Raw genomic sequence first — 20,018 nt, 5'->3', positions numbered from 1 at the left:
CCACGTCCCTGCGCCCCCGCAAGCCCTTCTTGCCTGCTCTGCGCTCTTGCAAACTATAGGCAATAAGCCCTGCCCCGACTCCCCGGCGGCGGAGCGGAGCGCACCGCTCAGTAGAGTGCGGCAGCGTCCCCAGCAGCCCATGACGCCCCTTCCATCCCGCCCGCCGGCCCGGCGGATCCCGAGGTACGAGGTACTCGGCAGTGCCCTCCCAGGTTCCTTCCCCACCCCCCGCGCTCACCGTCGTCGGCATCGGCGCCGACGGCTGGGACGGGCTGCCCGCCGTCTCCCGTGACGCCCTGCGCGACGCGGAAACCCTGATCGGCGGGGCGCGCCAGCTCGCCCTGCTGCCGGACACCTGCGCGGGCACCCGCGTCCCCTGGCCCACGCCGCTGCGCCCCGCCGTCCGCGGCCTGCTCGCCGCCCACGCGGGCCGCCGCATCTGCGTGCTGGCCAGCGGCGACCCGATGTTCTACGGCATCGGCAGAACGCTGACCGAGGTACTGGCCGATGAGCCCGACGGGCCCGACGACCCCGACGGCGACGCCGCCCGCCCCCGCCTCCGCGTCCTCCCGCACCCTTCCTCCGTCTCATACGCCGCCGCCAGGCTCGGCTGGCCGGTGGAGGACACCGAGGTGGTCACGCTGGTCGGGCGCCCGGTGGCACGGCTGGCCGCTGCGCTGCACGACGGGCGCCGGGTCCTGGTCCTGTCGGCGGGCGCCGGCACCCCCGCCGAGGTCGCCGCGCTGCTGCGGGCGCGCGGCTTCGGGCCGTCCCGGATGCGGGTGCTGGAACAGCTCGGCGGCGCGGGCGAGGCCCTGGCCGACGGCACCGCCGCCACCTGGTCACGTCCGCCCGGCGACCCGCTCAACGTCATCGCCCTGGACTGCGCACGCGCCCCGGACGCCCCGCGCCTGTCCGCCGTCCCCGGCCTCCCGGACACCGCGTACGAGCACGACGGCCAGCTCACCAAGCGGCACGTCCGCGCCGCCACCCTCGCCGCGCTGGCCCCGGCCCCCGGCGAACTCCTCTGGGACATCGGCGGCGGCTCAGGCTCCATCGCCATCGAGTGGCTGCGCACCCACCCCGCCTGCCGCGCCGTCACCGTCGAACGCGACGCCGCACGCGCCGCCCGCATCGCCCGCAACGCCGACACCCTGGGCGTCCCCGCCCTGCGCGTGGTCCAGGGCGCGGCCCCCGCCGCACTGGCCCAACTGCCCACCCCCGACGCGGTGTTCATCGGTGGCGGCCTCACCGCCCCCGGTCTGCTCGACGCCTGCTGGGCCGCGCTGCCGCCCGGCGGCCGGATCGTCGCCAACACCGTGACGCTGGAGTCGGAGGCGCTGCTCGCCGACCACTACCGGCGCCACGGCGGGGAGCTGGTGCGGCTCGCGGTCGCGCACGCGGTGCCGGTCGGCGGCTTCACCGGCTGGCGGCAGGCGATGCCGGTCACCCAGTGGGCGGCGGTCAAACCGGCGCCCGGCCGCCCGGCGGACGTTGCGCCGCCCGCATCCCCCGCACATCCCGTCCGCCCCCAGGAGACCGAAGAACCATGACCGTCCACTTCATCGGCGCGGGCCCAGGCGCCGCCGACCTGATCACCGTGCGCGGCGCCAGGACCCTGGCCGCATGCGGCGTCTGCCTCTACGCCGGCAGCCTGGTGCCGCGCGAACTCCTCGACTCCTGCCCGCCCGGCGCCCGGCTGATCGACACCGCCCAGCTCGACCTGGACGCCATCACGGCGGAACTGGTGCGCGCCCACGAGGAGGGCCACGACGTCGCCCGGCTGCACTCCGGCGACCCGTCCGTCTTCAGCGCCGTCGCCGAACAGATGCGCCGCCTGGACGCGGCGGGCGTCCCTTACGACGTGGTGCCCGGCGTGCCCGCCTTCGCCGCCGCAGCCGCCGCGCTGGGCCGCGAACTGACCGTCCCCACCGTCGGCCAGACCGTCATCCTCACCCGCATCGCCCAGCGCGCCACCGCCATGCCCGAGGGCGAGGACCTGGCCACGCTCGGCGCGAGCGGCGCCCTGCTGGTGCTGCACCTCGCCGCGATGTACGTCGACCGCGTCGTCGACGAACTGCTGCCGCACTACGGCGCCGACTGCCCCGCCGCCGTCGTCGCGATGGCCTCACGCCCCGACGAACTGGTCCTGCGCGGCACCCTGTCCGACATCGCGGACCAGGTGAAGTCCGCCGGAGTGGTCCGCACCGCCGTCATCATGGTCGGCCGCACCCTGGCCGCTGAACAGTTCCCCGACAGCCATCTGTATTCGACGGAACGGGAACGGGGGCACGGGGATTGCGGGGCGCCGGGGACGGTCGGCGCGGACGGCTGACGGGGCGGCCACGAGGGCCGCCCGCACACACCGGCACCGGCTGGCTATAGCTAGGCCGGAAGAGAGAAGCCCTCGGGCGGCGACCCCTCGACGAACAGCATGCTCACCCGCACCTTCCCCTCCCGTATCTCCCGGGCCCGCCGGTACTCGGGGGAGTCGTACCACTCCCGGATCCGGTCCAGGTCGGGAAACTCGATGACCACGATCCGGGCGGAGTCCCAGGTGCCTTCGACGGGCTCGGGCGTGGCGCCCGCGACCAGGTAACGGCCGCCGTGGCCGAGGATGGACTTCTGAGCCACGGCTGCGTAGGCAAGCCCGGCCTCCTCGTCGAGCACATCGACGGTGATGATGACGTAAGCGGACATGGGATTCCCCGTTCCCTCGGATACGGCGTGTTCTGTTGTCACGGTGGACATTACTGACCACCCCCGCCCTGCTCGGCATCAATAACCTCAAGGCATTCATCCAACTCCGCACCTGACCGCACGGATGCACTCCGCTCCACCCCATCCGTAGCCACCAACGGCGGCCCGAACCCCTCCGGCACCCCGCCCCGCAGCGGGCACGCCGCCCCCGCAGGCCCCGCCATCCGCAGGAACCGCACCGGATGCGCCGACCACTCCACCCACGCCGCTCCGCACCGGAGGGCGAGCCCGCAGGGCAGGCCCAGATGCAGCGCGATGATGGCATCGACCCGCTCCCGCACCGTCACCTTGCCGAGCAGCCGCCGCCGGTCGAGTTCGGGGAGCCCGGCGGCCATCTCGTGCGCGTCGGCCGCTATATGGGAGAGCGCGAACACGGGGTCGCTCGCGGCGGTCGCGGTCCACGAGGCGAGCTGATCGGCCTCCACCGACCGGTACACATACCGCTCGCACCAGAACCCACTGGTGACGAGGCCGCCCGCTGCCGTCACGCCGTGCTCCACGCCACCGCCGCCTTCCTGGCGGACCGGCCCCGGAGCCGGTACGTCCGCACGGCGGTGGCCGCTTCCGGCCGCGCCAGGACCGTATACGTGCACCCGTCCCCGTCCACCGCCCGCACCGCGAACGGAATCCCGGCCGCCAGCGCCTGACGCGCCCACCGCTGCTCGGCCGGACTCTCCAGCCACACCCGCACCGCCCGGTCATACGGCGCACCCAACTGCTGCGCCACCTGCTCCGCCCGCGTCCGCGCCCAGGCCAGCACCCCACCCGGCGCCTGCGACACCCAGCCACCGAGCCCGATCTCCCCACCGTCCGGCCGCCGGACCGTGGCCTGCGCCCGGTAGCTGAGCAGTTCCGGCCTTGTCACGGCACCGGCCGGGCGGTCTGCGGGTACGTCAACCCACCTCCCCCGACGGCTACTTCCACCTCGACGGCCACTTCCACCCACACGGTCTTTCCGATGACGTGCCGCACGACGCCCCAGCCATCGGCCAGTACGTCCACCAGCATCAAGCCACGCCCACATTCCTCGTCCTCCTCAACTTGCCTGTGCAGCAAGGGCTGTTCCTCGCTCGTGTCCTGCACCTCCAGGCGCAGTCGGCCTCCCACCACCGCGCACCGCACCCCGACCACCGGAATGGCGGGCCCCGGCGCCTTGACCGCATTGGTCACCAATTCCGACACGAGCAACTCGGCCACACCTGCCGGTTCCGCCCCGACGCCCCACTCCGGCAACCGACGCCGCAACGCTTTGCGGGCGCGGGTGACGCTTCGGGGGTCTATCGGTAAGTGACAGACCAGGGGCGGGAGTTGGGTGACTGCGGCGTACGGGGCGCGTGCGGACATGGTGATCCCCTTGGTGCGCGTGACGAAGTGCCAGCAGTACGCACCGCAGTTGGCTGTGCGCACTCCGTTATGCAAGCCAAGCTAGGGGTGCGTGAGCACCATTGCAAGTACGAGATTGCAAACTTGCAGCGACTGTGTGTGATCGACGAGATTGGCTGTGTAGTACGTCAACACGGCAAACTGGTACGGCCCTTGAAAGGAGCGAGCATGCCCGCAGGTGGGAAGCCAACAGTGCGCAGCCGCACGCTTGGGACTGCTCTGAAGCGCCACCGGGAAGCGGCCGGCTTGGATCAAGCTGACGGTGCTGAGGCGATCATGAAGTCCGTCGCCAAGGTCAGTCGCATGGAGAGCGGGCAGACGTCCGCTTCGGCCCTGGAGGTCAGTACACTGCTGGACCGCTACGGAGTGCAGGACCCGGAGGAGCGGGCCCGGCTGATGGAGTGGGCGCGCAAGAGCAACCAGCGCGGCTGGTGGGTGGACTATCCAGAGGCGGGCCGGTACGGCTATGCCGACCACATCTCACTGGAAAGCGACGCCACTTACATCCGGGCCTGGGGTCCGATGCTGATTCCTGGGCTGTTGCAGACCCCTGACTACACAGAGGCTGTCATCCGCATAGGGCCCAGGTTCACCTTGCCGGAGCGGATGGCGGAGCTGGTGAAGCTTCGCCAGGAGCGACAACGCAGAATCGAGGAAGGCGGGGCGCACTTCACGGCGATCATCTGGGAGCCCGCCATTACCGCGCTGACCTGCAGCCGCGATGTGCGTGCCGGTCAGCTTGAGCACCTTCTCGAAGTGGGAGAGAGGCAGAACGTAACGGTTCAGCTCCTGCCGACGGCGGCGAACATGGCTGCGGGCATGTCGGGTGCCTTCGTGGCCTTCTCGTTCGGAGTGGAAGCGAACGTGGAGGCCGTATCACTGGAGAACCCTGCCAACACAAACTTCGTTGAAGCACCGGCGGATCTGGCCCTCTATGTCGACATCTTCGATCAGCTACGCTCGGCGGCGCTACCGCCCGATGAGACTGCCAAGCGAATCCGGCGAGTTCTTGAAGACAGCCATCAGCGCAGGGAGAAGAGGGATCGTGAAGCCTGAGATCGTCAGCGAGTTTCGGAAGTCGTCCTACTCGGGCCAGAACGGCGACTGTGTAGAGGTCGCCCACACCGCCACCAACGCCCGCGCCGTGCGTGACAGCAAGAACCCCACCGGCCCCCACCTCCTTGTCGGTGCCGACGCCTGGGGTTCGTTTGTGGAGACGTTGAAGAGCGACGACGGTGCGGCCTTCTGAGCCGCGCCGCTTTCTTCCCTGAGCCCCCGGTCCGCTTCTTGAGGGCTGGGGGCTTCTCCGTTGGGGAACACCGGCTGGTCCGAGGTGCCGGAACTTTGCCGACCACGCGGTGATGAGGCCCCGGAAGGTCTCCCGCTTTTCACCCATCTGATGGCGCCTGTCCTAGTACGCTCAACAGTCAGCCAGGACACCGCCGTTGGGAGTCGCCATGCCGGAGACCAGTCCGCAAGCGCCGTACATGCAGGTCGCCGAGCGCATCCGGCGCCGCATCCTGGACGGGGAGCTGGAAGAAGGAGCGAAGCTGCCGCCCATTCGGGAACTGGCCCGGCAGGAAGGCGTGGCCGTCGCCACGCTCGGGCGTTCGCTCGACCATCTGCAAGTGGAGGGGTACATCACGACCTCCAGGCGTGGCACGTTCGTCGCCAACGCCCCGGAAGTGGCGCCCAGTTCCTACGACCGCATCACCCGTGTTCTGCGGACCGGTTCCGTGCTGAGCGAGGGCGAGACCCTCACCGTCACCGCTGCGGAGCTGGTCGTTCCCCCGTTGTACATCGCGGACATCTTCGCCTTGGACGAAGGAGATCAGGTCGTCAGGCGTCAGTGGCACACGGGGAAGGGGCGGCAGCGCCTCATGCTCGCCGTGAACTGGTATCCGGCCGCCTTCGCCGCCTCTGTGCCAGAGCTTCTTTCGACGGCTGCCGGTAAATCGGTCAACCTGCTGCCGCGCATCCAGGAAGCGATCGGCCGCCGTGTCACCGCAGGGCGCGACGACCTCCATGGGCGCGATGCGGACGCGCGCGAAGCGAACTTCCTGGGCGTCAGGGTCGGCAGCCCGATTCTGGCCGGTGCCCATCGCCTCTGGGACGACGAGGGCGTCATCGAGTACGGGGAGTGGTGCCTGCCCCACCGCCTCGTCGTCGGATACGAGTACCGCTTCGACGCGGCCCCGGGCGAACAGGGGTGACCCTGCGGTCAGCCCGGCAGCAAGCGGCCGGGCTGACCGCTGTCGTCCGGGTCCGGATCGGCGACAGTATCGAGGGCATCCGGCGGTGGTACGACGGTCCGCCGGCCGCCCTGTCGAGGTGAGTGGCCAACAGCAACAACGAACCAGGGAGCCCCCTTGCCGGACCCCGGACAGCGCACCATCACCGACACGCAGTGGAACGACGCCCACCTGATCTGGCAGTACCACCGGATGGGACACGAGCCACGCCCCTGCTCGGCGGCGATCGGCCTCGGCAGTCACGATCTCGGCGTGGCGACGGCCGCCGCCGGGCTGTACCGCGCGGGGCTCTTCCCCGTGATCGTGTTCAGCGGCGGCAACAGCCCGACCACGGCGGCCCGCTTTCCGCGCGGTGAGGCGGTCCACTACCGCGAGTACGCGCTCGATCTGGGCGTGCCCGACGACGCGATCCTCCTGGAGACCGAGGCGGGTAACACCGGGCAGAACATCACGCTCTCGCGCGAAGTGCTGCGCACGGCAGGTGTCGAGGCCGACTCCCTGCTCCTGATCTCCAAGCCGTACATGGAGCGCCGCTCCTACGCCACCTGCCGCAAGCTGTGGCCGGAGGTGGAGGTCGTCTGCGCTTCCGCACCGCTCGCGTTCGACGCCTACGTCAAGTCCATCGGCGACGCGAAGCTCGTCGTGGACATGCTCGTCGGCGACCTGCAACGGGTGATCGAGTACCCGCGGCTCGGGTTCGCCGTCGAGCAGGAAGTGCCGGGGGGCGTGCGGGACGCCTACGAACGGCTCGTGCGCGCCGGGTTCGACAGTCGGCTCGTCACGTTCTGAGAGGGCCTACGCCCCAGGCCCCCGCGCCTCCGACCGCCCCACCACCAGCCCCGCCCGGTCGATGCAGATGACGTCGACGGTGACGGGAGCGCCGCGCAGTACGGACAGGGCCTCGTCGCGGGCGGTGAGGGCCACCAGGTCGCCGAGTGGGACGCCGGCCGCGGCGCACAGTTGGAGGGCGGCGAGGCCGGTGTTGGCGTCGGCGACGGCGGATGACAGTGCCTCGTCGGCGCCGCCGCGGCGGGCCAGTTCGGCGAGGAAGCCCTTGTCCACCTGGGAGCGGGCGGAGTGCAGGTCCAGGTGGCCGGCCGCCAGTTTGGACAGCTTGGCGAAGCCGCCGCAGATGGTGAGGCGGTCGACGGGGTGGCGCCGTACGTACTTGAGCACCGCGCCCGCGAAGTCGCCCATGTCCAGCAGGGCGTCATCGGGCAGGTGGTGCAGGGCGACGGCGACCTTCTCGGACGTGGAACCCGTACAGCCCGCCACGTGGCGCCGGCCCGCCGCGCGTGCCACGTCCACGCCGCGCCGGATGGAGTCGATCCACGCCGAGCAGGAGTACGGCACGACGATGCCGGTCGTGCCGAGGATGGAAAGACCGCCGAGAATGCCGAGCCGCGGGTTCCAGGTGCTGCGGGCGATCTCCTCGCCGTGGTCGACCGAGATCTCCACCTCGGCGTCGCCGCGCCCGCCGTGCCGGGCGGCCACCTCGGCCAGATGACCGGTGATCAGCTGCCGCGGCACCGGGTTGATCGCCGGCTCGCCGACGTCCAGCGGCAGCCCGGGGCGGGTGACGGTCCCGACGCCTGGACCGGCCCGGAAGACCACACCGGAACCGGCAGGCAGCTCGCGCACGGTGGCCCGGATCAGCGCGCCGTGCGTGACGTCCGGATCGTCGCCCGCGTCCTTCACCACCGCCGCCATCGCCCGCCGCCCGCCGTCGGCCAGCTCCTCCTTGGCCAGCGCGAAGGCGGGGGTCTGGCCCTTGGGCAGGGTGATGGTCACCGGGTCGGGGAAGTCGCCGGTCAGCAGCGCGGTGTAGGCGGCGGTACTGGCTGCCGTCGCGCACGCGCCGGTCGTCCAGCCGTGCCGCAGCCCGGTGTGCGCGAGCTGGGCGCTGCGCCCTCCCGTACCCTGCGGTTGCGCTTCAGCCATGGAGGAATCCGGAAGTGAGGAATGACGACGTGACCGACGCGGACGACGTGACCGACGGCCGTGCGGTGCCTGCCGTCCCGCGTCCCGGCCGCCACGTACTGGTGCTCGGCGGCACCACGGAGGCGCGTGAGCTGGCCGCCGAGCTGGCCGCGACCGCCCCGGAGGTGCGGGTCACGTCCTCGCTCGCCGGGCGGGTCGGCACCCCGCGGCTGCCCGTGGGGGAAGTCCGCATCGGAGGGTTCGGCGGCCCCGACGGCCTTGCCCGCTGGCTGCGCGAGCACGCGGTGGACGTGCTCATCGACGCCACCCATCCTTTCGCCAACACGATCAGTCTGCACGCGGCGCAGGCCGCCGCCACCGCCCATGTTCCCCTGCTGTCCCTGCGGCGCCCCGGCTGGGTGCCGGGACCTGGCGACGACTGGCACCCGGTGGCCTCGCTGGACGAGGCCGCCGCCGCGCTGCCCGCCCTCGGCAGCCGCATCTTCCTCACCACAGGGCGCATGGGCCTCGCGCACTTCGCGCACCTCACGGACCTCTGGTTCCTCGTACGCTCCGTCGACGCACCCGAGGCCCCGCACCCGCCCCGGATGCGCACCCTGCTCGACCGCGGCCCCTTCACCCTCGACGGCGAACGCGCGCTCATCGCCGCCCACCGCATCGACGTCCTCGTCACCAAGGACAGCGGCGCCGCGGCCACCGCACCCAAGCTCGCCGCGGCCCGCGAGGCCGGGATCCCGGTCGTCCTCGTCACCCGCCCCCCGGCGCCGGACGGCGTGCCGACGGTGGCCGGTCCTGCCGAAGCGGCCCGGTGGGTGCGGCGGCAGCTGTCCTGACCGCCGCACTCCTCCGCGGCTCAGCGCTTACGGGGCGGACGGCGGCGGCGCGGGCCGCGGCAGGCGCAGCCCAGACCCTCGTCACGGACCTGACGGTAGGTGGGGGTGACCTCGTTGCCGCAGTGCGTACAGCGGCACGGCCACGGCTCGTAGGCGCCGGGGCAGGCGATGAGCGGCACCAGACCCGCCGCGTACATGGTCCGCTCGGCGACGGTGGCGGGCTGCCCGGCCGGCGCCGGAGGCGTGGGTGACGGCGCCGGAGGGGCGGGTGACGGCGCCGACTGCGGGGCCGGGCCGGGCTGCGGCTGGGCGGTGGGCGGTTGCTGCTGGGGCAACGGGCCGGTGTCCGGCGCGGGCGGGGGCAGCGGGACGGGACCGGACAGCGGCACGGGCCCGGCCAGCGGCACGGGCGCCAGCGGAGGCATCGGGGCCGAGGTGCTCCGGGCGGGAGGCGGCAGGGGGATGCCAGGCTCCGGGGGACGTGCCGCCGGGGGACCGGCCACCGGGAGGCTCGATGCCGGGGGGCTTGGCTCCGGCTCGTACGGCTCCGGCTCGTACGGCTCAGGAACGTACGGCTCCGATACGTACGGCTCCGATACATACGGCTCCGGCACATATGCATCCGAAGCACCCGGTTCCGTCACGTACGTATACGCATACGCATACGCATCCGAAGGACCCGGGCCAGGAACGTACGGTTCCGGAAGTCGCCGCTCCAGTGCGGGAGTTCCCGCCTCCGGAACCGGTTCCGGCCTCGGCGGCACCGGCGACGGCGCCTGGGCCGGACCCGGCAACCCCGGTCCCGCGCCCGCTCCTTGAGGCGGTGGCAGGAGCCGCTGGGACGGTACCGGTGGTGGGTGGTCGCCGGCATGCCACTGGTGCAGGCAGTCGGCGCACCACCACAGCAGTGCGCCGCCGCCGTAGACGCCCTCGTCCTCCCAGAGGAGGTCGGTGCCGCCACAGGACGGGCAGGGAGTGGCCGGGGTGCGGCGTCGCCTTGCGCGAAGGCTCATGAGTGAGACCTGGTCATGGTTCTCCGACTTCATCTGTTTCGAGCCGTGATGGCAAGGGCACACCCCGCCGATGCACGTGGTGCGTGCGTGGCTTCCGTGGGGGCGGACGCGGTGGATCCGCCCTCACGGGGAGCCTGCACAGCAACAATGTGCCACCCGTCCGTGCACAACAGCCGACAGTTCGGTCAATTTGGAGAACTGGCGCCGGGCCACCGGCACACCGGGCTCACCCCTCCGGATACCGCCGCGGCGTCCACACGATCTCGGTGCCGTCACCGCGCCGTACCGCCCGGGTCTGGGACGAGCCGATCAGCAGGATCGTGCGCATGTCGACCTGGCCGGGATCCAGGTCGGCGAGCCGCACGATCCGTACGGACTCCTCGGGGCCACCGACGTCCCGGCCGAGTACGACCGGGGTGTCAGGGGCGCGGTGCTCCAGCAGGAGTTCGCGGGTCTTGCCGACCTGCCAGGTGCGGCTGCGCGAACCGGGGTTGTACAGGGCCAGCACCAGATCAGCCGAGGCCGCGGCCCGCAGGCGTTCGGCGATGACCTCCCACGGCTTGAGGCGGTCGGACAGCGAGATCACCGCGTAGTCGTGGCCGAGCGGTGCGCCCGCCTTGGCCGCCGCGGCGTTGGCGGCGGTGACGCCGGGCAGCACGCGGACCGGGACCGAGCGGTAGGGCTCCTGCGCGGCGACTTCGAGCACCGCCGTGGCCATCGCGAAGACCCCGGGGTCGCCGCCCGATACGACCGCCACCCGACGGCCGCGGCGGGCCAGATCGAGGGCGAGTTCGGCGCGTTCGGACTCCACCTTGTTGTCCGAACCGTGCCGCAGCTGGCCGGGACGGACCGGCACCCGGTCCAGATAGGTGGTGTAGCCGACCAGGTCGTCGGCCGCGGCCAGCGCGCCCCGCGACTCGGGCGTCAGCCACAGCGGCCCGGCGGGCCCGGTGCCGACGACCACGACCTCGCCCGTGCCCGTATCCGCAGCGGTATCCGTATCGGTTTCGGTGCCCGTGCCGGGCGTCGTCGCCTCCGGTACGGCCTGGGCGGCGATCCGGCTGGGTACCACCGCGACCGCGAAGTACGGGACGGAGTCCGCATCGACGTCCGCCAGCGGGCCGGTGCGCTCGCCCGCCATGGTGGCGCGCTCGACGTACCGGGCCTCCGGCAGCCGGCCGGAGCGCTCCATCGCCCCGCGCACGGCGGGGAAGGTGCGGCCCAGCTTCATGACCACGGCCGCGTCGGTGGCGGCGAGGCGGGCCGTCAGCTCCTCCTCCGGGAGGGTGCCGGGCAGGATCGTCAGGACCTCGTCGGCCTCGGCGAGCGGCGTGCCGAGCCGGGCCGCCGCCGCGCTGACGGACGTCACGCCGGGGATGACCTCGGTCGGATAGCGGTGCGCGAGCCGCTTGTGCATGTGCTGGTACGAGCCGTAGAAGAGCGGGTCGCCCTCGGAGATGACGGCGACCGTGCGGCCCGCGTCGAGGTGCACGGCGAGCCGGGCCGCGGACTCCTCGTAGAACGCGTCCAGCGCGCCCCGGTAGCCGCCGGGGTGATCGGTCGACTCCGTGGTGACCGGGTAGACCAGCGCCTCTTCGATGTGGTCGGCGCGCAGGTGCTCGGCCGCTATGGACCGCGCGATGGACCGGCCGTGCCGGGCGCTGTGGTACGCCACCACGTCCGCATCGGCGATGACCTGCACGGCCCGCACGGTCATCAGGGACGGGTCGCCTGGGCCGAGCCCCACGCCGTACAGACGGCCCGCAGGCCGCTCCCCGCGCACGCCGCCGTCGGACTGCCCATCGGGCTGCTGCTCGCTCACGCTTACTCTTCCTCGCTCGCCATGGCGTTGATCGCGGCTGCGGTCATGGCGCTGCCGCCGCGCCGCCCGCGCACCACGATGTGGTCCAGCTTCGACGGATGGGCGGCGAGCGCGTCCTTGGACTCGGCCGCGCCGATGAAGCCGACGGGGATGCCGACGACCGCCGCCGGGCGCGGTGCGCCCTCCTCGATCATTTCCAGCAGGCGGAACAGCGCGGTGGGCGCGTTCCCGATGGCGACCACCGCGCCGTCCAGCTTCTCCCGCCACAGCTCCATCGCCGCGGCGCTGCGGGTGGTGCCCAGGTCGGCGGCGAGCGCGGGCACCGACGGGTCGGCGAGGGTGCACAGCACCTCGTTGTCCGCAGGCAGCCGCTTGCGGGTGATGCCGCTGGCGACCATGTTGGCGTCGCACAGGATCGGCGCTCCGGCGTGCAGTGCCTCGCGCGCGCTCGCCACCACGCCGGGTGTGTAGGCGAGGTCGCGTACGAGGTCGACCATGCCGCAGGCGTGGATCATGCGGACCGCGACCCGGCTGACGTCGGCGGGCAGCCCCGCGAGGTCCGCCTCGGCGCGGATGGTGGCAAAGGACTGGCGGTAGATCGCCGCCCCGTCCTTCTCGTAGTCGAACACGGTGCCCTCGGTGTGGTGGGTCGGTGGTGGGTGGGTGGCAAACGGCGGGTGGGCGCGGTCAGTGGCCCGACGGCGCCGGGGAGGCCGCGGCCCTGGCGGCGGCGACGGCGCCTGCCGCCTGCCGCGCGGTGACGCCGGATGCGACCGGCGCCGGTGGTGCCCCGGGCCGTACGACGGACACCCGGTAGCCGTCGCCGGCGGCCAGGACGTCGATCCAGGTGCCGTGCGGGTGGCCGCAGCGGCGCGCGCAGCCGGACCACTGGACGGGCAGCAGCCCTTCGGCCCCGGTGGCATCGGCCGCGACGGCTGCCGCGGCGTCCGCCCGTACGTCCGTCAGGGACTTGGCGCAGCCGGGGCGGCCGGTGCAGGCGCCGATCCGGTGCCAGGGGGAGGCGGGGTCGGTGATCAGCCCGGCGGCGGCCAGTTCCGGCAGCCGCCGTGCGGCGGTGGCGGGCGCGAGGCCGGGGACGATCACCCCGCGCCAGGGGGTCAGGCGCAGCGTGCCGTCGCCGTCGGTGGCCGCCACGTCGGTCAGCAGCCGCCACTGGGCGCAGGTCAGCCGGCCCAGCGGCGGCTGCACGCTGAGCGCCGAGCCGCCGGGTCCTTCGACGATGCCGGGCGCGGCGGCCTCTCCGTACGACGGCGCCTCGCGGTATGCGGGTACGTCGCCGGGCGGCACGTACGCGGCGGCGACGCCGGCCGCCCGCAGCCGCTCGCCGGTTTCGCGGACGGTCGGCATCCGGTCGGCCGGCAGGTCGCGGACCCGCCAGGCGCCGGTGCCGTCCGCCGCCGCCAGGAAGTGCTCGGCGGCGGTGAGCGCGGCCCGCGGCACGTCGGGTCCTGCGATCCGCAGGGCAGCGGGGGAGCCGTCGGCGGTGTCCAGGACGTCGTCGGGGGTGCCCAGGAAGAGGAGGGCGCCGCCGGTCGTCCCGGCCGACTCGGTGGCTTCTGCGACCAAGGTCACATCGCCGCCGAGCGCCGCCACATCGCCCCTGCCGTCGTCCAGGACGAAGAGGAATCGGCCCGACAGCTGCGGCGCGACGTCGCTCGCGCACAGCAGCCCGTCCAGCTCTCCGGCCCAGCGCCGCACGTCAGCGGGGGTGCGGCGGTCGAGGCCCGCGAGCGGTGAGGCGAGGATGTTGCGGACGCGTTCGTGGCGGGCGGAGGGCAGCAGCCCGGCGCCTGACAGCAGTGCAGCCAGCTCCTGGCCGCAGCCGTCGGACAGGCCGCGCAGTTCGGCGTTGCCGCGCGAGGTGAGGGAGATCCGGCCGTCCCCGAGCCGTTCGGCCGCGTCCGCGAGCGCCGCCGTCTGACGCAGCGTCAACTGCCCGGCCGGTACCCGGACTCGGGCCAGCGCACCGTCCGCCGCCGCGTGCAGCCGCAGCGCTCCCGGGCAGGCGTCACCGCGGTCGCGCGGCGGCGTCGTGGCCCGCTGGGGCCGGAGGGAGGGGGAGGGCGGCATGGCGGCGAGCATACCGACGTCGGGTGCGGGTCAGGTCGTGAGCCGGGCCGCCAGGGGAGGGGGCGGACGGCCGGTGCGGATGCGGCCTCCCGCACGTCGGGCGCAGCCCTTACTATGCAGGTCGGTGGGTCAGCTGGCCCACCGGACGCCAGCGACGGCGCCAGGGAGGAAGCCCGGTGAGAATCCGGCGCGGTCCCGCCACTGTGAACCCGGACACCCTCCGGGCGAGCCAGGAACTCCCGCCGTCTCTACGACCCACCCGGGGCGCGGACACCCCGAGGAAGGCCCTGCGCTCGCATGCTTCTGCTGCTGTCGACATCCGACACCGACCTGCTCAGCGCCCGCGCTGCCACCGGTCCCGTGCCGTTCCGGCTCGCCAACCCCGCCCGGCTCGACATCGGTGAGCTGCCCGCGCTGCTGGAGGGCACCGACCTCGTCGTCGTGCGTCTCCTGGGTGGCATCCGCGCCTGGGAAGAGGGCCTGGAGGTGCTGCTCGCCGCAGGCCAGCACCGCCCGGTCGTCGTCCTCACCGGCGAACAGGCCCCCGACGCGCAGCTGATGGAGGCGTCCACGGTCCCGGTCGGCATCGCGGCCGAGGCGCACGCCTACCTCGCGCACGGCGGCCCCGCCAACCTCGGCCGGCTCGCCCGCTTCCTGTCCGACACGGTCCTGCTGACCGGCCACGGCTTCGAGCCGCCGGAGCCCGCCCCGTCCTGGGGAGAGCTGGAGCGCCCCGGCGCCCGTACGGACCTCGCAGGGCCGCTGGTCGCGGTGCTCTACTACCGCGCCCACCACATGAGCGGCAACACCGGCTTCGTCGACGCCCTGTGCGCGCAGATCGAGCAGGCCGGCGGCCGTCCGCTGCCGCTCTTCGTCGCCTCGCTGCGGGCGCCGGAGCCCGAGCTGATCGACGCGCTGCGCCCGGCCGACGCCATCGTCACCACCGTCCTGGCCGCCGGCGGCACCAAGCCCGCCGAGGCGTCCGCGGGCGGCGACGACGAGTCCTGGGACGCGGGCGCGCTGGCAGGACTGGACGTCCCGATCCTCCAGGCCCTGTGCCTGACCGGCACCCGCGCCGCCTGGGAGGAGAACGACGAGGGCCTGTCCCCGCTCGACGCCGCCACCCAGATCGCGGTCCCGGAGTTCGACGGCCGCCTGATCACCGTCCCGTTCTCGTTCAAGGAGATCGACGAGGACGGCCTGCCGACCTACGCCGCCGACCCCGAGCGCGCCGCCCGCGTCGCCGGCATCGCGGTCAGGCACGCCCGCCTGCGCCACATCCCGGCCGCCGACAAGCGCCTCGCGCTGGTGCTGTCCGCGTACCCCACCAAGCACTCCCGCATCGGCAACGCCGTCGGCCTTGACACCCCCGCGTCGGCCGTGGCCCTGCTGCGCCGACTGCGCGATGAGGGCTACGACTTCGGCACCGAAGAGGTGCCGGGCCTGGCGTCGGGCGACGGCGACGAGCTGATCTACGCCCTGATCGAGGCCGGCGGCCACGACCAGGAATGGCTCACCGAGGAGCAGCTGGCCCGCAACCCCGTCCGCATCCCGGCCGCCGACTACAAGCGCTGGTACGCCACGCTCCCGCAGGAACTGCGCGCATCGGTCGAGCAGCACTGGGGCCCGCCGCCCGGCGAGATGTTCCTGGACCGCAGCCACGCCGGCGAGCCGGGACGCGACCCCGAGGGCGACATCGTCCTCGCCGCCCTGCGCCGCGGCAATCTCCTCGTCCTCATCCAGCCGCCGCGCGGCTTCGGCGAGAACCCGATCGCGATCTACCACGACCCCGATCTGCCGCCCTCGCACCACTACCTGGCGGCCTACCGCTGGATCGCCGCGTCCGCCGACGACGGCGGCTTCGGCGCCGACGCCATGGTCCACCTCGGCAAGCACGGCAACCTGGAGTGGCTGCCGGGCAAGAACGCCGGCCTGTCCGCCGCCTGCGGCCCGGATGCCGCACTCGGCGACCTCCCCCTCATCTACCCCTTCCTGGTCAACGACCCGGGCGAGGGCACCCAGGCCAAGCGCCGCGTCCACGCCACCCTCGTCGACCACCTCGTCCCGCCGATGGCGCGCGCGGAGTCGTACGGCGACATCGCCCGCCTGGAACAGCTCCTCGACGAGTACGCCGCGATCTCCGCCATGGACCCGGCCAAGCTGCCCGCCATCCGCGCGCAGATCTGGACCCTCATCCAGGCCGCCAAGCTCGACCACGACCTCGGCCTCGAAGCCCGCCCGGACGACGACGGCTTCGACGACTTCCTGCTGCACGTCGACGGCTGGCTGTGCGAGGTCAAGGACGCCCAGATCCGCGACGGCCTGCACGTCCTGGGCGGCGCCCCCACCGGCGCGGCCCGCGTCAACCTCGTCCTGGCCATCCTCCGCGCCCGCCAGATCTGGGGCGGCACCTCCGCCCTCCCCGGCCTGCGCGAGGCACTCGGCCTCGACGAGTCCGCGGCGACCCGCACCGCCGCCGACGACACCGAGGAGCGTGCCCGCGCCCTCGTCCAGGCGATGGAGGACGCCGCCTGGGATCCGGCCGCTGCGGAGCGCGTGACCGCCGGACTCCCGCCCGCCCAGCGGGAACCGGTCACCGCCATCCTCACCTTCGCGGCCCAGGAGGTCGTGCCCCGCCTGGCCGGCACCACCGACGAGATCGCCCACGCCGTCCACGCGCTCAACGGCGGCTTCGTCCCCGCGGGCCCGTCGGGCTCCCCCCTCCGCGGTCTGGTCAACGTCCTGCCGACCGGCCGCAACTTCTACTCCGTCGACCCGAAGGCCGTCCCGTCCCGCCTCGCCTGGGAGACCGGCCAGGCGCTGGCCGACTCCCTCCTGGAGCGCTACCGCTCCGACAACGGTGACTGGCCCACCTCCGTCGGCCTCTCCCTCTGGGGCACCAGCGCCATGCGCACCTCGGGCGACGACGTGGCCGAGGCGCTCGCCCTGCTGGGTGTCCGCCCGGTCTGGGACGACGCATCCCGCCGCGTCACCGGCCTGGAGGCCATCCCCGCCGCCGAGCTGGGCCGCCCCCGCGTCGACGTCACGCTCCGCATCTCCGGCTTCTTCCGCGACGCGTTCCCGCACGTCATCGGCCTCCTGGACGACGCCGTACGGCTCGCGGCCGGGCTGGACGAGCCGGCGTCCGAGAACTACATCCGCGCCCACGCCCAGGCCGACATCGCCGCCCACGGCGACGAACGCCGCGCCACCACCCGCATCTTCGGCTCCCGCCCCGGCACATACGGCGCGGGCCTCCTCCAGCTCATCGACTCCCGCGACTGGCGCACCGACGCCGACCTCGCCGAGGTCTACACCGTCTGGGGCGGCTACGCCTACGGCCGTGGCCTCGAAGGCCGCCCGGCCCGCGACGAGATGGAAACGGCCTACAAGCGGATCGCCGTCGCCGCCAAGAACACCGACACCCGCGAACACGACATCGCCGACTCCGACGACTACTTCCAGTACCACGGCGGCATGGTCGCCACCGTCAAGGCACTCAAGGGCAAGGCCCCCGAGGCGTACATCGGCGACTCCACCCGCCCCGAGACGGTCCGCACCCGCTCCCTCGTCGAGGAGACCTCCCGGGTCTTCCGCGCCCGCGTCGTCAACCCCCGCTGGATCGAGGCGATGCGCCGCCACGGCTACAAGGGCGCCTTCGAACTCGCCGCCACCGTCGACTACCTCTTCGGCTACGACGCCACCACGGGCGTGGTCGCCGACTGGATGTACGACAAGCTCGCCCAGACCTACGTCCTGGACCCGGAAAACCGCGCCTTCCTCCAGGAAGCCAACCCCTGGGCCCTCCACGGCATCGCCGAACGCCTCCTCGAAGCCGAATCCCGCGGCATGTGGGAAAAGCCGGACGCCCAGACCCTGGCCGCCCTCCGCGAGGCATTCCTGGAGACGGAGGGGGATCTGGAGGGGGAGGGCTGACCGCCCGGCCTGCCCTCCGGAACGAGCCCTCTTGACCCGGGCCGCTCCGGAGGGCGAGGGTCGTGCAACCAGACGCAACGCGCTCGACGGCGGAGGTTGTCATGGCACTGCGGTTCGTCGGTAAAGATCCGGAGTCCGGGGATCACGGCTCTCCCGCCGTGTGGGTCGATGAGGACACAAAGGATCTCCTCTTCCAAGGGTGGAAGGCGGATGAGCGCACCACGAGCGAAAGCTCGTTGGACGTTGCGGTACCCGGCCACGAAGCGGTGATCCGGGTGCCGAAGCGGATGATCCCGCTTCTCAGGGAGGCGCTTGATGTCGCAGAGCTTGACTAGCTTTGCTGACCTTCTCCGCGCGGCCGAGCGGTCAGCCGTCCATCTGGAGATGCGGGACGCGTACGGCGTGGAGAACGAGGTCGACGGGTTCGCGGAGTGGCGGCAGGGGCACCGCCTCGACCCTGACAACCGCGAGTCGTGGTGGCGGCCATGGCTTGACCTTGTACAGGAAGTCACGAGCAAGGGTGTGGTGATGCGTCGCGCTCGGATCGTTTCGGAGCCGGTGAGCGACTACATCCGCTTTGAGCACTCGGGAACCTTCACGAACGTTGCGGCGGGTGAACAGATTCGCTGGCTGCCTCGGCGTCACGCATCAGACCTGGCCCTGCCGGGGAACGACTTCTGGCTGTTCGACGGCCGGCTGGTCCAATTCAACATCTTTGACGGGAACAGCCGGTGGGTGCACACCGACCGGTCCGATGACCCTGCGGTCGCTCAGCTCTGTGCGTCAGCGTTCGAAGCGGTGTGGGAGCGCGGAATCCCGCACGAGAAGTACAGCGTCTGACACAGCGGCCGGTTCATGTCCTCGTCCCCGCTCTCCAGCGCCCAAGCGGCACGCACCGCGGTGGCGGCCCGGTTGCACGGCATCATGAAGGACGCCGGGCTCACGGGGCATGAACTCGCCGCCCGGTGCAGCTGGCACAAGTCGAAGTCCTCGCGGATCGTCCGGGGCAAGACCCCGCCATCGGACGCAGATATCCGCGCTTGGTGCGTGGCCTGCGGTGCTGACGACCAGATCGCAGATCTGATCGCCGCGTCGCGCAATGCTGAGTCCATGTACGTGGAATGGCGGCAGATCCACCGCGACGGGATGCGCCGCGTCCATGAACAGACGGTGCCCCTCTACCAACGGACCCGCCACTTCCGCGTCTACGCCTCCAACCTTGTACCGGGGATGCTTCAGACGGCCGAGTACGCCACGGGCCTACTGCGGTCCATCACAGACTTCCAGGACACCCCGGACGACGTCTCGGACGCCGTGCAGGCCCGCCTGGACCGCTCTCGCGTAGTACGGCAGGGCGACCACCGCTTTGCCTTGGTGCTGGAGGAAGCGGTTCTCTACTACCGCGTGAGTGATGACGCGGCTTTGGCGGGACAACTCGGCTACCTGCTGTCAGTGATGGCACAGCCGAATGTCGCACTCGGCGTGATCCCGTTCGGCGCTCGTCGCACGGTCTGGCCCCTGGAAGCGTTCTACGCCTTCGATGACTCTCAAGTGGCCGTGGAGACGTTGACGGCGGAGATCAACCTCACTGCCCCCGGCGAAATCCGTACGTACCTGAAAGCCTTCGGAGAACTGTCGAAGATTGCCGTTCGCGGTCCCGAAGCACGCGCGTGCATCACGAGGGCGATCGACTCGCTCGGGTGAATCCGTGCAACCGCGTGCAACATCGTGGACCGTCAACTCCCCACATACATACCGTCGTTAGCGTCAAGGCGGTCGACGGGGCACCCCTAAGGGCGCGGGAGGAGTTCTCCCGTGCCGCGGCTTCGATCCGTCACGCCACAGCCGTGAACGACAGGAAGCGAGGCACCCATGGGCAAGAAGGGCGGAGACCACTCCGGCAGGCCCGATACCTCCGACAGCGACGGTCACCGCGACAGGCCGCCGGGGCCGACCAAGCCCTACGAGCCTCCGAAGAAGTGAGGCC

Annotated in this window: 20 protein-coding genes and 1 riboswitch; of the genes, 11 read left to right on the top strand and 9 right to left on the bottom strand. The window is 72.3% G+C overall.

Going from position 1 to position 20,018, the window contains the following annotated elements; translation table 11 throughout:
- Positions 1-200: 200 nt before the first annotated feature.
- Both cbiE and cobM read left to right on the top strand, forming a co-directional pair.
- The gene (gene cbiE, locus ACGFNI_RS16105; protein ID WP_393684215.1) at positions 201-1,553 is read left to right on the top strand and encodes a precorrin-6y C5,15-methyltransferase (decarboxylating) subunit CbiE; all 1,353 of its coding nucleotides are present in this window, start codon (positions 201-203) and stop codon (positions 1,551-1,553) included.
- A complete protein-coding gene (cobM, locus tag ACGFNI_RS16100; protein ID WP_393684214.1) occupies positions 1,550-2,335 on the top strand; it encodes a precorrin-4 C(11)-methyltransferase in 786 nt (261 codons plus the stop codon). The genes cbiE and cobM overlap by 4 nt, the downstream gene beginning before the upstream one ends.
- A 50-nt stretch (positions 2,336-2,385) precedes the next feature.
- Here cobM and ACGFNI_RS16095 read toward each other — a convergent pair whose 3' ends face one another.
- Genes ACGFNI_RS16095 through ACGFNI_RS16080 form a run of 4 tightly spaced genes read right to left on the bottom strand, consistent with a single transcriptional unit; the run spans position 2,386 to position 4,104 of the window.
- Positions 2,386-2,700 (bottom strand): DUF1330 domain-containing protein, encoded by a 315-nt coding sequence (locus ACGFNI_RS16095; RefSeq protein WP_393684212.1) that lies wholly within the window; start codon positions 2,698-2,700, stop codon positions 2,386-2,388.
- 50 nt (positions 2,701-2,750) lie between these two features.
- The gene (locus tag ACGFNI_RS16090; protein ID WP_393684210.1) at positions 2,751-3,248 is read right to left on the bottom strand and encodes a hypothetical protein; all 498 of its coding nucleotides are present in this window, start codon (positions 3,246-3,248) and stop codon (positions 2,751-2,753) included.
- A complete protein-coding gene (locus ACGFNI_RS16085; protein ID WP_393684209.1) occupies positions 3,245-3,625 on the bottom strand; it encodes a hypothetical protein in 381 nt (126 codons plus the stop codon). Before ACGFNI_RS16085 ends, ACGFNI_RS16090 begins: the two co-directional genes overlap by 4 nt.
- A complete protein-coding gene (locus tag ACGFNI_RS16080) occupies positions 3,622-4,104 on the bottom strand; it encodes an ATP-binding protein (protein WP_393684645.1) in 483 nt (160 codons plus the stop codon). Before ACGFNI_RS16080 ends, ACGFNI_RS16085 begins: the two co-directional genes overlap by 4 nt.
- Positions 4,105-4,311: 207 nt before the next feature.
- Between ACGFNI_RS16080 and ACGFNI_RS16075 the strand changes: the two genes are divergently transcribed.
- The 4 genes from ACGFNI_RS16075 (at position 4,312) to ACGFNI_RS16060 (ending at position 7,184) form a co-directional block, all read left to right on the top strand.
- Entirely contained in the window at positions 4,312-5,199 is an 888-nt protein-coding gene (locus ACGFNI_RS16075; protein ID WP_393684207.1) for a helix-turn-helix domain-containing protein, read from the top strand.
- On the top strand, positions 5,189-5,392 hold the full coding sequence (locus ACGFNI_RS16070) for a DUF397 domain-containing protein (RefSeq protein WP_393684206.1): 204 nt from the start codon (positions 5,189-5,191) through the stop codon (positions 5,390-5,392). The genes ACGFNI_RS16075 and ACGFNI_RS16070 overlap by 11 nt, the downstream gene beginning before the upstream one ends.
- A 238-nt stretch (positions 5,393-5,630) precedes the next feature.
- Positions 5,631-6,356: a GntR family transcriptional regulator gene (locus ACGFNI_RS16065; protein ID WP_393684204.1), complete on the top strand. Its 726-nt coding sequence runs from the start codon at positions 5,631-5,633 to the stop codon at positions 6,354-6,356.
- 156 nt (positions 6,357-6,512) lie between these two features.
- Positions 6,513-7,184: a YdcF family protein gene (locus tag ACGFNI_RS16060; protein WP_393684202.1), complete on the top strand. Its 672-nt coding sequence runs from the start codon at positions 6,513-6,515 to the stop codon at positions 7,182-7,184.
- A 6-nt stretch (positions 7,185-7,190) separates the two neighbouring features.
- Here ACGFNI_RS16060 and ACGFNI_RS16055 read toward each other — a convergent pair whose 3' ends face one another.
- Positions 7,191-8,336: a cobalt-precorrin-5B (C(1))-methyltransferase gene (locus tag ACGFNI_RS16055; RefSeq protein ID WP_393684200.1), complete on the bottom strand. Its 1,146-nt coding sequence runs from the start codon at positions 8,334-8,336 to the stop codon at positions 7,191-7,193.
- A 65-nt stretch (positions 8,337-8,401) separates the two neighbouring features.
- Between ACGFNI_RS16055 and ACGFNI_RS16050 the strand changes: the two genes are divergently transcribed.
- Positions 8,402-9,169 (top strand): cobalt-precorrin-6A reductase, encoded by a 768-nt coding sequence (locus ACGFNI_RS16050; protein ID WP_393684643.1) that lies wholly within the window; start codon positions 8,402-8,404, stop codon positions 9,167-9,169.
- Between the two features lie 20 nt (positions 9,170-9,189).
- Here the strand turns inward: ACGFNI_RS16050 and ACGFNI_RS16045 are convergent, their stop codons facing one another.
- The 4 genes from ACGFNI_RS16045 to cobG form a co-directional block, all read right to left on the bottom strand.
- A complete protein-coding gene (locus ACGFNI_RS16045) occupies positions 9,190-9,594 on the bottom strand; it encodes a hypothetical protein (RefSeq protein WP_393684199.1) in 405 nt (134 codons plus the stop codon).
- 814 nt (positions 9,595-10,408) lie between these two features.
- Positions 10,409-12,004 carry a precorrin-2 C(20)-methyltransferase gene (locus ACGFNI_RS16040; RefSeq protein WP_393684198.1) on the bottom strand — a complete coding sequence of 532 codons (1,596 nt, stop codon included), beginning with the start codon at positions 12,002-12,004 and terminating at the stop codon, positions 10,409-10,411.
- Positions 12,005-12,006: 2 nt separating this feature from the next.
- Positions 12,007-12,633, bottom strand: coding sequence for a precorrin-8X methylmutase (locus ACGFNI_RS16035; protein WP_393684196.1), 627 nt, complete (start codon positions 12,631-12,633; stop codon positions 12,007-12,009).
- A gap of 58 nt (positions 12,634-12,691) precedes the next feature.
- Positions 12,692-14,095, bottom strand: a complete 1,404-nt coding sequence (cobG, locus tag ACGFNI_RS16030; RefSeq protein WP_393684194.1) for a precorrin-3B synthase — start codon at positions 14,093-14,095, stop codon at positions 12,692-12,694.
- 124 nt (positions 14,096-14,219) lie between these two features.
- Positions 14,220-14,355: riboswitch (cobalamin riboswitch) on the top strand.
- 37 nt (positions 14,356-14,392) lie between these two features.
- Between cobG and cobN the strand changes: the two genes are divergently transcribed.
- From cobN to ACGFNI_RS16010, 4 genes are all read left to right on the top strand, one after another.
- Entirely contained in the window at positions 14,393-18,031 is a 3,639-nt protein-coding gene (cobN, locus tag ACGFNI_RS16025) for a cobaltochelatase subunit CobN (protein ID WP_393684193.1), read from the top strand.
- A 101-nt stretch (positions 18,032-18,132) separates the two neighbouring features.
- A complete protein-coding gene (locus ACGFNI_RS16020; protein ID WP_393684191.1) occupies positions 18,133-18,366 on the top strand; it encodes a hypothetical protein in 234 nt (77 codons plus the stop codon).
- Positions 18,347-18,871: a DUF6879 family protein gene (locus tag ACGFNI_RS16015; protein WP_393684190.1), complete on the top strand. Its 525-nt coding sequence runs from the start codon at positions 18,347-18,349 to the stop codon at positions 18,869-18,871. The genes ACGFNI_RS16020 and ACGFNI_RS16015 overlap by 20 nt, the downstream gene beginning before the upstream one ends.
- Positions 18,872-18,886: 15 nt before the next feature.
- Entirely contained in the window at positions 18,887-19,735 is an 849-nt protein-coding gene (locus tag ACGFNI_RS16010; RefSeq protein WP_393684188.1) for a helix-turn-helix domain-containing protein, read from the top strand.
- Positions 19,736-20,018: the final 283 nt, after the last annotated feature.

It is taken from the genome of Streptomyces sp. NPDC048644 (assembly GCF_043199105.1).
Lineage (GTDB): Bacteria > Actinomycetota > Actinomycetes > Streptomycetales > Streptomycetaceae > Streptomyces.
The sequence above is the reverse complement of the archived record's forward strand: the minus strand, read 5'-3'. Positions and strand labels throughout refer to the sequence as shown.

Excerpts from the sequence above, each read along its gene's own strand:
- ACGFNI_RS16055 (WP_393684200.1), bottom strand. The coding sequence starts at position 8,336 with ATGGCTGAAGCGCAACCGCAGGGTACGGGAGGGCGCAGCGCCCAGCTC.
- ACGFNI_RS16075 (WP_393684207.1), top strand. The coding sequence starts at position 4,312 with ATGCCCGCAGGTGGGAAGCCAACAGTGCGCAGCCGCACGCTTGGGACT.
- cobG (WP_393684194.1), bottom strand. The coding sequence starts at position 14,095 with ATGCCGCCCTCCCCCTCCCTCCGGCCCCAGCGGGCCACGACGCCGCCG.
- ACGFNI_RS16010 (WP_393684188.1), top strand. The coding sequence starts at position 18,887 with ATGTCCTCGTCCCCGCTCTCCAGCGCCCAAGCGGCACGCACCGCGGTG.
- cobN (WP_393684193.1), top strand. The coding sequence starts at position 14,393 with ATGCTTCTGCTGCTGTCGACATCCGACACCGACCTGCTCAGCGCCCGC.
- ACGFNI_RS16015 (WP_393684190.1), top strand. The coding sequence starts at position 18,347 with ATGTCGCAGAGCTTGACTAGCTTTGCTGACCTTCTCCGCGCGGCCGAG.
- ACGFNI_RS16095 (WP_393684212.1), bottom strand. The coding sequence starts at position 2,700 with ATGTCCGCTTACGTCATCATCACCGTCGATGTGCTCGACGAGGAGGCC.
- ACGFNI_RS16045 (WP_393684199.1), bottom strand. The coding sequence starts at position 9,594 with ATGCCTCCGCTGGCGCCCGTGCCGCTGGCCGGGCCCGTGCCGCTGTCC.
- ACGFNI_RS16020 (WP_393684191.1), top strand. The coding sequence starts at position 18,133 with ATGGCACTGCGGTTCGTCGGTAAAGATCCGGAGTCCGGGGATCACGGC.
- ACGFNI_RS16080 (WP_393684645.1), bottom strand. The coding sequence starts at position 4,104 with ATGTCCGCACGCGCCCCGTACGCCGCAGTCACCCAACTCCCGCCCCTG.
- ACGFNI_RS16065 (WP_393684204.1), top strand. The coding sequence starts at position 5,631 with ATGCAGGTCGCCGAGCGCATCCGGCGCCGCATCCTGGACGGGGAGCTG.
- cobM (WP_393684214.1), top strand. The coding sequence starts at position 1,550 with ATGACCGTCCACTTCATCGGCGCGGGCCCAGGCGCCGCCGACCTGATC.